This is a genomic window from Luteitalea sp. (assembly GCF_044337415.1).
Classification (GTDB): Bacteria; Acidobacteriota; Vicinamibacteria; order Vicinamibacterales; family Vicinamibacteraceae; genus Luteitalea.
This window is the reverse complement of the sequence record NZ_JBIINP010000160.1, coordinates 1-10021: the sequence shown is the minus strand read 5'-3', so window position 1 is coordinate 10021 and position 10021 is coordinate 1. Positions and strand designations below refer to the sequence as shown.

The 10021-nt window shown below is 70.4% G+C and carries 8 protein-coding genes and 1 pseudogene; 2 read left to right on the top strand and 7 right to left on the bottom strand.

What is annotated here, in order from left to right; all coding sequences use genetic code 11:
• Positions 1-2163, top strand: a 2163-nt coding sequence (locus ACIRDX_RS17445) for a protein kinase (RefSeq protein ID WP_396626717.1), incomplete at its 5' end; no start/stop codon positions are given.
• Between the two features lie 42 nt (positions 2164-2205).
• On the opposite strand, the gene ACIRDX_RS17440 is transcribed toward ACIRDX_RS17445, so the two are convergent.
• The 6 genes from ACIRDX_RS17440 to ACIRDX_RS17415 all read right to left on the bottom strand — a co-directional run bounded on the left by ACIRDX_RS17440 (position 2206) and on the right by ACIRDX_RS17415 (position 8272).
• A complete protein-coding gene (locus ACIRDX_RS17440) occupies positions 2206-3882 on the bottom strand; it encodes a CehA/McbA family metallohydrolase (protein WP_396626716.1) in 1677 nt (558 codons plus the stop codon).
• A 5-nt stretch (positions 3883-3887) separates the two neighbouring features.
• Positions 3888-5039 carry a HupE/UreJ family protein gene (locus tag ACIRDX_RS17435; protein WP_396626715.1) on the bottom strand — a complete coding sequence of 384 codons (1152 nt, stop codon included), beginning with the start codon at positions 5037-5039 and terminating at the stop codon, positions 3888-3890.
• A 209-nt stretch (positions 5040-5248) separates the two neighbouring features.
• A complete protein-coding gene (locus ACIRDX_RS17430; protein WP_396626714.1) occupies positions 5249-5623 on the bottom strand; it encodes a hypothetical protein in 375 nt (124 codons plus the stop codon).
• Positions 5624-5625: 2 nt separating this feature from the next.
• Positions 5626-6552: a zinc metalloprotease gene (locus tag ACIRDX_RS17425; RefSeq protein ID WP_396626713.1), complete on the bottom strand. Its 927-nt coding sequence runs from the start codon at positions 6550-6552 to the stop codon at positions 5626-5628.
• A 320-nt stretch (positions 6553-6872) separates the two neighbouring features.
• Complete coding sequence (locus ACIRDX_RS17420) at positions 6873-7787, bottom strand: zinc metalloprotease (protein ID WP_396626712.1); 915 nt, start codon at positions 7785-7787, stop codon at positions 6873-6875.
• A gap of 164 nt (positions 7788-7951) precedes the next feature.
• Positions 7952-8272 (bottom strand): GYD domain-containing protein, encoded by a 321-nt coding sequence (locus ACIRDX_RS17415; protein ID WP_396626711.1) that lies wholly within the window; start codon positions 8270-8272, stop codon positions 7952-7954.
• Between the two features lie 124 nt (positions 8273-8396).
• Between ACIRDX_RS17415 and ACIRDX_RS17410 the strand changes: the two genes are divergently transcribed.
• Entirely contained in the window at positions 8397-9683 is a 1287-nt protein-coding gene (locus ACIRDX_RS17410; protein ID WP_396626710.1) for an amidohydrolase/deacetylase family metallohydrolase, read from the top strand.
• 89 nt (positions 9684-9772) lie between these two features.
• Here the strand turns inward: ACIRDX_RS17410 and ACIRDX_RS17405 are convergent.
• Positions 9773-10021: pseudogene (locus tag ACIRDX_RS17405) on the bottom strand (hypothetical protein); the annotation flags it as partial.

Genomic DNA, 10021 nt, shown 5'->3' with positions numbered 1-10021 from the left:
ATGATCCTCGGCACGGCGGCCTACATGTCGCCGGAGCAGGCGCGGGGACGCGCCGCGGATCGACGCAGCGACGTGTGGTCGTTCGGGGCGGTGCTGTACGAGATGCTCACGGCTCGTCGCGCGTTCCCGGGTGAGGACGTCACCGACACCATCGTCGCCGTGATGAGCCGCGAGCCCGACTGGACGGCCCTGCCTGCGGGCACGCCGCCGGGCATTCGCCGGCTGCTGTCGCGCTGCCTGCGCAAGGATCCGAAGAGCCGCCTGCAGGCCATCGGCGAGGCGCGCGTCCTGATCGACGAGATTCGAAGCGGTGCGCCCGAGGAGGGCGTTGCCACGGCGACTGCCGCGGCGATCGTGCCGACGCCAACGCCGAGCCCTCGTCGTCGCGGAGCGCTCATCGCAGGTGGGGTGCTGGCGCTCGGCGCTCTCACCACGCTCGCGGTGCCGGCCGTGCGCCACCTCCGCGAAGCGCCAGCGGTGACACCGCCCGAGACCCGCGTCGACATCGTGACGCCGGGCACCGATGCCGCCACCGACAATCTCGCGTCATTCGCGCTGTCGCCCGACGGCCGGCACATCGTGTTCGTGGCCTCGGCAGGCGGCGCGTCCCGCTTGTGGCACCGGCCCCTCAGCAGCAGCGCGGCGCAGCCACTCCCCGGCACGGAAGGCGCGCGGGCCCCGTTCTGGTCACCCGACAGTCGATCCGTCGGGTTCTTCGCGCGCGGCGAGTTGAAGCGGGTCGGGCTCGACGGCAGTGCGCCGCTCACGTTGGCGCCCGCGCCGTTCGGCATCGGCGGCACCTGGAGCACGCGTGGGGAGATCGTGGTGTGGGGCAACCCCACCCAGCCGATGCGCATCCCGGCGACCGGCGGCACACCGGTGCCGCTCACGGTGCCCGGCCGCTTCGTCTCCGCTCACTTCATGCCCGACGGGCGGCTCCTGGTGGGCGGGAGGCTGGGCACAAGCGAGACCGGCATCACCGTCATGAGCCTCGACGGGTCGGCCTCGACGCGGCTGTTCTCGCAGGCCGGCGTGACGCAGGTGGCCTACGTGCCAGAGCCCGCCTCGCCCGATCACGGGTGGCTGGTGTGGATCCAGGCGGGCGCGTTGATCGTGCAACGCCTCGATTCGGCCGCCACGGCGGTCGACGGGCAGCCGATCACGGTCGCCAACGGGGTGAGCGCGGTGTCGGTGGCAGCCGATGGGACGGTGGCGTACCGGTCCGCGGCAGACACCGAGACGCGGCTGACGTGGATGGACCGCTCGGGCGCGACACAGGCCATCGTCGGAGGGGCGGACTGGTCGGCCTTCACGCCGCGCCTCTCGCGCGACGGGCGACGGGTGCTCGTCAATCGCGCCGTGCAGGGCAACACGGACATCTGGCTCCTCGACGGCACGCGCGCCAACCGGTTCACGTTCGACCCGGGCGTCGATCGCTACGGCGTCTGGTCGCCGGACGGCACTCGCATTGCGTTCTACTCGACGCGCCAGCCCGCGAGCGCGCTCTACGTCAAGGACACCGGCGGCACGGGCGAGGAACTCGCGTTGGCGCCTCCGGGCCGGATCGCCGCGCTGGGGGAGTTCGGCACACCCAGCAGTTGGTCGGCCGATGGCCGCTTCCTGCTCTTCTACACCTTCGATCCGAAGACCAGCGGCGGCGACATCTGGGTGATGCCGATGGAAGGGGATCGCATGCCGGTGGCCTTCGCGACGTCGTCTGCCAACGAGCGCGAACCGATGTTCTCACCCGATGGCCGATGGGTGGCGTTCCAGTCCGGTGAGTCCGGTCGCCACGAGGTGTACGTGCGCCCGTTCGTGGCTCCTGCGGCCGGTGCGCCGCGAGCGGCGGTGGGTGCGCAGTGGCAGGTGTCGACGGCGGGTGGCGTGCATCCCACGTGGCGCGCCGACGGCAGGGAGCTGTACTACATCGACCCGACGGGCGCGATGATCGCGGTGCCGATCAGCGTGAGTGGATCGACGCTGACGCCGGGGGCACCGGAGCGCCTCTTCCCCACGCGCGTCTACGGTGGCGGGACGCAGGAGTCCCCTCTGGGCCGGCAGTACGACGTCGCCCCTGACGGCCGCTTCCTGGTCAACTCGGTCGTCAAGGGCGAGGTGCCGCCGATCACCCTGCTGATGCACTGGCGCCCGGAGCAGCCGTGATCAAGGCAGCAGTCTGACAGGGAGGCTTCGAGAGGATCGCGCTCAGGGGCGGCCCGCCCCCAGCGCCGCGATCAAGGCCCGCGTCTCCGCGATCCGCTGCGCCATCCCGGCGCGGTACCGCGAGAGCTGCTCGTTGACGGCGGTGCCGGGCTTCGCCAGGTCGGCCTCGATCTCCTTCAGGTACGCCTCCGACAGCTCCAGGTAGCGGTCCCGGGTCGCGGGGTTCGCGAAACCCTGCCCGTTGGCCCGCACGTAGACCGGCGTCGTGTGTGCCACCTGCGTCGGGCCGCCACGCGCCCGCGCCGCGATCCACACACCGTGCGCGCCCACGCGGAGGTCGTGGGTCAGGCGCAGACGCGACGACGACTGCCCCGCCTCGCCCACCGCCACGGTCTTGACCACCTCGCCGTGCACGACCAGCTCGAGGTCGCGCAGCGGCACGTCCGTCGCGTGGCCCAGCGCCTCGACGACGATGCGCAGCGTGTCGCCGTCGCGCCGCTCGAGCGTCGAGCCCGGCAGCGCGTCGTCCACGCGCAGATCGAGCATCGGGCCCGTGGTGACGAACGTGTGGCCGGCCTTCACGCCGCCCATCCAGCCGTCGAACGTGAGCGGGCCGCCCACGTGCGTGTAGAAGCGCGCGTCGCCGATGTGCGGGCCCTCGTCTTCGGCGGCGCCGAAGGCCGTGTTGCGGCCGCACCAGGGGAAGTCGGATCCGGCCAGCGCCGTCAGCGGGAAGCCGAGGTCGAGGAAGTGGTAGTAGTGCGTGGTGACGAGCGGCCCCTGCGGCGCGCAGAACTGGAGCAGCTCGAGGAAGTCGATCTTGCGCTGCAGGACGTCGAGGGTCATGCCGCGATAGCCGTGGAAGGTCATCGCCTGGTGGGCGTACCCGGTGACGCCGCCGAGCGCATGCACGCGATCGAACGTGCGGTCGTAGCCGTAGTAGGCGTCCACCGGGCGCACGCGGACCACGTCCGAGGCGCCGAGCGAGATGGTGTGGCCGATCTCGGGCGTGCGCGGATCCTCCTGGCCGGGCGAGATCAGCCGTGCGCCTTCCTGGTAGCGCCCCGCCGGGCCGAACGCGTACTGCGTGAAGTAACTGGTGTGGAAGTCGCCCATCTGCAGCAGGTTGCCGACGTGGATGTCCTCGGCGGCCATCCAGCGCGTGACGAGCGGGTTCTCGCGCGGCGATCGGCGCAGGTGGATGTGGTCGTCCGACGAGTACCAGCCACGGCCCGGCATGTCGATCCAGCGGCGGAGTTCGTATCGCTGCCGAAGGCTCCGTCCCGCGGCGACGGTGACGCGATGCTGCTGACGGAGGAACTCGTATCCCTTCGTCAACGTGACCGTGTACTCCCCCGGCGGGAGTGCCACCTCGAAGGGCGCATCGACGTAGAAGGCGCCGTCGGGCTGCGTGGCGTAGCCGTCGGCCCGGTCGTCGCGCCCCCACATGATGGACAGCGCCTCGCGCGGCACGCCCAGCGCCTCGCCGGGCATGGCAATCGCCCCGAGCGGCGCCTTGCTGATGGGCTTGCCGGCCGCATCGGTGATGCGCACGCGGACCGGCGTCGGCGCGGTGGCGCCCTGCTCGACGACGGTGACGCGCAGCGTGCCCTGCGTCTCCGCGGCAGCCGTGTAGAGGTACAACCCCACGAGCAGCAGGCCCGTGACGATCGGAAGAGTGGCCACGCGCGCACGCGCGGCGAAGGAACGACGAGGCATGGGGGTCATTGCAGGCGCTCCACGAACCACACGACGGCGAGGCCGAGCACCACGACGGACGTCGACTGCACGACCGGCCGGTGCCAGCGCGACCTGGCGAGGAAGACGATGAGGGGAAGGGCGACGCCCACGACGGCGAGCTGGCCGACCTCGACGCCGACGTTGAACGCGAGCACGGCCGCGAGCCACTGGCGCAGCGGCAGGTCGAGCACGTCGAGCATGCCGGCGAACCCGAGGCCGTGCACGAGGCCGAAGAGGAACGCCGTCGGCCAGCGTGTGGGCGAGAGTCGATCTCCGGGACGATCACTGACCGTCGGACAAGTCCGACGGCTACGAACTGTTTGGTAGGGCCCGCTCTCCGAGCGGGCCGTTCCGAGCGCGAGCAGGTTCTCGATCGCAACGTAGGCCAGGCTCACGGCAATCGCCGGCTCGACGAACCGTGCCGGCAGAGCCACGAGGCCCATGGCGCCCAGGATCAGGGTCAGGCTGTGCGCCACGGTGAAGGCCGAGACGATCGCGACGCGTGATCGCCACGTGCCACCGGGCACCAGCAGGCAGGCCAGGAACACCAGGTGGTCGTAGCCGGTGAGGATGTGCGCGATGCCGAGCCGCACCATCGCGAGCACACCGGGCGTCGCGGACTGCGCGCGCTCCACCGGCGGCACGGTGTGCGCCTCGGTCTCTCTCGTCAGGACGAATGCGTCACTGCCACCCCGGCGCTCGACGCGTGTCACCACGCGATGCGAGGCATCGGTGATGGCGTGAAAGGTCGACCGCACGCCCAGCGATGCGGCCGCGTCGGCGATCTGGTGCTGCAGTCGCACCTCGAGCAGTCCCGACGCCAGGACGCGCGCGCTCACCACCTCGGCGGGCACGGCGATGCCGTCGGCCGTCACGACAAAGTGCGCGATCACGGCCTGGCGTGCGGCGTCCAACCGCTCCACGGGCACGTCGCCCACCGTGGAGCCGATCGACGGCGCCATGCGAGCAAGGTCGTCGAGCGACAGCAGGATCTCGCTGCGTGCGTCATCGGCGTCGATGACGACGCGCCAGAAGGCCACCGAGCCGGCATGGGCAGAGGCGGAGACGACGCTCACCAGCAGGAGCAGCGCCGCCATCGCTGGCGCGCGCCACGTGCGGGGGAGGACTGGCGACATGGGCGGCATGGTAGCCGACAACGACGGACGCGACTCGGCGCTGGCCGACGCGGCAGTGCTGCCGTGCGCCGCGTGCGCATGGTGATGCAGGGAGGCCGCGTCATCGACGCCAGGTAGTGCCCGGTCTCCCCTCGGCCTTCGCTCAGGGTGCGCGACCGCGCCGCTGTCGTTGACGGCGGGGTGGGGACACCCCGCCCTACCGCTGCGGCCTAGAACTTCCAGTCGACCTGTGGGCGCACGGCGGCCGTCGCGCACACCCACACGGTGGCGCGGGCGTCGGCGCGAAGGCGACCCGACGGCAGCAACTGCGCCAGGTCGTCGTCGGTGAAGTCCTTGCCCTGTCGATGGAATGTCGCGAGCAGGTCGTCGGCGGGGTGGCGAATCACGACACGCTCGGTGGTCGATTCGTCGGTCTCGATGACCAGGCGAGTCGAGTCCTTCCCCCGCTCGAGCACCGTGACCCGCCCCGTGTAGCTCGTGAGCTCGTTGCGGTCGCAGGTGACGAACGCCGGGGGCGCGATCCGGCCCTGCGCGCCCACGATCGACGTCGCGAGCAGCACCAGGGCAGGGATTGCCTGGCCCATGGCTACTTGCCGGCCCGGTGCAGCGAGAACGACTGAGACATGCGCTCGGCCTGCAGCGGCGTGAACTCGCTCATGCAGGCGTCGTCGGTGTAGTCCATGAAGTTGGTAATCGGGTCGAGGCCTTCCCTGCCCCTGCAGGAATCGCGGCCGACCGGGCACCCGAACGCCGGCCGCCTCTCGGCGGGCGTGTCCTCCACGCGATCGCCTGGAAGCGCGCACCCGAGCTGGAACGTGTGGTAGAGCCCCATCCAGTGCCCCACTTCGTGCGTGGCCGTGTCGCCGAGGTTGTAGGGCGCCGCAGTCCCGCCGGGCACCGACGAAAACAGGATCACCACGCCGTCGTCGACAGGATTGCTGCTGTACATGGACGGGAACGAGGCCCAGCCCAACGTGCCGTCCGCCGGCTTCAGGCTGTAGATGTTCAGGGCCTCGGCGCCGCCCTGCCGCAAGGCCAGCTTCATGAAGAATTCCTCGTTCGTCTCGATGCCGGCCCGGAACCAGACGTCGTTGGTGGTGCGCGTCGTCGCCACCAACCGGAACGACCACCCGGTCCCGGCGAATGCCGCATTGAGGACGTCGATCTGGCTGGCGACCTGTTCGTCGGGAATGTCGCCGTTCTCGATGCCCTCGCCCCGGTTGATGACGTGGAAGTACACGTCGATGACGCCGCCGGCGGCAACGTCGGCGAGCCACGCCGGCCCGGCGGCCCCGCGCGGCCGGACGTCGAGGACCGGGTCAACGCCCCTGCGGCGCACATTCCGCTCGGCGCCGCACTTGAACTTCTCGACGAAGTCGCGCTGGCTGCGGAACGTGGTGCCCTGGAACGTCCAGGGCAGGGTCGCGGCGAAGGCCTCGCGTACCGCGGCCGCCCGCGCCTGCTCGGCTGACTGACCCTGGGCCTGCGCCAACGCCGCCGAAGCCAGCGTCATCGCCATTGCCACTACACACGCACTGATTTGAAGCCTCACGCCACGTCTCCTGACTGGGAAGACCTTAGTCTAGTTGACGGGCGGCGGGCTGGCAATTCCGCCGAGGGACTCGAGTGCGGGGAGGGACGAAGGCGCGTCAGGGCACGCCCGAGGACCTCAGCACGAGGGGCCGGGGGCGCGCGAGAGGCCGGGGGGCCTGGGAGGGACCTGCGGGGTGGCCTCGGGCCCTGGTGGGGACGGCACCGAGTCTGCAGAACCGGCCTCGTGCGTCCACGACGCTGGTCGCGGGCCGCACGAGAGCCGGGCCGATCGAAGGGTTTCTACTTGCCGAAGCGGTACGTCGTGAACATCTGCTCCATGCGCGAGCCCTGCCCGGCCGAGAACGTGTTCATGCACGAATCGTCCGTGTAGTCCATGAAGTTGGTGATCGGGTCGAGGCCAGGGTACTTCCGGCCCGTGCAGGAGTCGCGACCCACCGGGCAACCATAGGCCGGGCTGCGCTCGGCGTTGGTGTCCGACACGCCATCGTTCGTGTTCGAGCAGCCGCCCTGGAAGGTGTGGTACAGGCCCATCCAGTGCCCGACCTCGTGCGTCCCCGTGTCGCCCAGGTTGTACGGCGCCGCGGTCCCGCCCGGGACGCTCGAGAACAGGAGCACCACGCCATCGTCGAGCGGATTGCCGGCATACGACGAGGGGAAGGTGGCCCAGCCGAGCAGGCCGCCGCCCGGATTGCTGGAGTAGATGTTGAGGTCGTCGGCAGTGCCCCGACGCAGGGCGGCCTTCATCTGGTCCTCCGCCGCGGTGCCCGGACCGGCGGTGTACCACGTCGCATTGGTGGTGCGGTCGGTCGACACGAGGGTGAAGCTCCACCCGTACGCCGCGTAGGCCGCATTGAGGACGTTGATCTGCGAGGCGATCTGCGAATCGGGGATGTTGCCGGCCGCCGTCGACGTCCCGTTGTTGATCACGTGCCAGTACACGTTGATCGCGCCACCCCTGAGGAGCGCGCCGCCATCACCGCCCGGGGCCCGCAGGGACATCAGGAAGTCCTCTTCCTCCCTGTTGGACCGCTTGTACTTCTCGGCACCGCACTTGTAGTTCTCGACGAAGTCCCGCTGGCTCGCGTACGTGACACCGCGGAACGTCCAGGGCAGGGTCGACTCGAAGGCTTCACGGGCGGCCGCGGCGGCACGCGCCTGCTCCGCAGCCTGGTCGGCCGGCTGGGCAACCGCCATTCCTGATACGAGCATTGCCGACACGACGAGACACCCTACGCGCACGTTGACCACAGCCGCCTCCGATCCTGACGGAAAATGAAGGCTGAAGTGTCGGGACCGCGACGGATGGAGTCAACGCCATTCCGCCACGGTCCCGACATGCAGTGGGTCACGCCCCGCGGCTAGGCGCCGGGCGCGCGGTACTTCACGGTCTTCGCGATGGCCTCGTCCACGTCCTTGGGCGTGATGAGCGTGACGAGCTCGCAGGTCACGACGCCGGTGGCGTTGATGGTGAGCGTCAGCGCCACGACAGACAACGGGTCGGGCACATCGATGATCACGTACGCGTCCACATCCCCTTGCGCGAAATAGAACGACTCCACCTTGCCGCCCACGCCCTTCACGGCCTTGGTCACGGCCGCCACGCGCGACGTGCCCCCGTCCTTGAGCAGGCCCTTCACGCCCTCCGCGTTGTACTTCGCCTTCGCCAGGTACTTGGCCATCGATGCTCTCCTTGCCGTCGAAAGACATGACCTGTCCGACGATATGCCGCACAGGAATGGCTGAGTATACGGAGGCGCACGTGTGGCCGCTTGAGGCGGGAGCCGTCCTGCACCAGAATCCCGCATGCCCACTCCCGGAGTCCGCGCCCTCGGCGCGCTGCTCGTCCTGCTGCTCGCCGCGGCCGCGCACGCGCAACCCGCCTACGACCTGCTCCTCAAGGGCGGTCACGTGATCGACCCGCGCAACGGCATCGACGCGCCGATGGACGTCGCCGTGAGCGGCGGACGCATCGCGGCCGTGCGCCCCGCGATCGACCCTGCCAGCGCGAAGCAGGTGGTGGACGTGGCGGGCCTCTACGTGACGCCCGGGCTCATCGACATCCACGTGCACCTGTTCGCCACCACCGGCATGAAGGGCGCCTGGGCCGGCGACAACAGCGTGCTGCCCGACGGCTTCAGCTTCCGCACCGGCGTGACGACGATGGTCGATGCGGGCAGCTCGGGGTGGCACAACTTCGAGGACTTCCGGCGGACGGTGATCGATCGCGCCAGCACGCGCGTGCTCGCCCTGCTGAACATCGCCGGATTCGGCATGCTCACCGACGCGCCCGAGCAGAACGTGCACGACATGGACGCGAAGGCCACCGCCGACATGGCCACGCGCCACAAGGACGTGGTCGTCGGCATCAAGTCGGCGCACTACCAGGGGCCCGAGTGGGTCTCGGTGGACCGCGCCATCGAGGCCGGCAGCGCGGCCAACGTGCCGGTGATGGTGGACTTCGGCTACTTCCGCGAGGAACGGCCGTATCACCAGCTGGTCTCGACACGCCTGCGGCCGGGCGACATCACCACGCACATGTTCCGCGGCCCGGTGCCCTACATCGGCGCCGATGGCAAGGTGCTCGACTACCTGCACCGCGCGCGCGCCCGCGGCGTGGTGTTCGACGTCGGCCATGGCGGCGGCAGCTTCGTGTTCCGCACGATGGTGCCCGCGGTGGCGCAGGGCTTCTTCCCCGACACCATCTCCACGGACCTCCACACCGGCAGCATGAACGCGGGCATGCAGGACATGCTGACGACGATGTCGAAGTTCCTGGTGGCGGGGATGCCGCTCGCGCGCGTGATCGCGGCGTCGACCGACAAGCCGGCGAAGGTCATCAAGCGGCCCGAACTCGGGCACCTGTCGGTGGGCGCCGAGGCCGACGTCGCGGTGCTGCGCGTGATGGACGGGCGTTTCGGATACGCCGACGGCGCGAAGGGCACGCTGGCGGGTGACCGGCGGTTGCTGTGCGAGATCACGCTGCGCGCGGGACGCGTCGCGTGGGACTGGAACGCGCGCACCGGCACGGACTACCGGCGCCTGCCGTCGACCTACGGCGTCCGCGACGTCGATCGCGTCATCGTCCCCTGACCCAGGGCGGCGGCGCGGTGGGACACCGCGCCCTACCCGTTCCGCGGAAGCTCTGAGGTAGGGCCGCGTGTCCCACGCGGCCGCACTCCTCACGCGCCGTAGGCGGCCAGCACGCGCTCGAGCTTGGCGCGCACGTCGGTGACCAGGTCGCCGAACCTGGCCTCCGGCATCCCGATGCGCTCCAGCGAGGCGGACGACACCTGCAGGTCCGCGTCGGTCGGCGCGTACCCGGTGCCGGCCTGCTTGGCCGCGATGTTGGCCACGTGCACCGCATCGGCGATGACGTCGTTGGCCAGCTCCGGCGTGTGGTGATGGATGATGCCGATCACCAGCCGGTC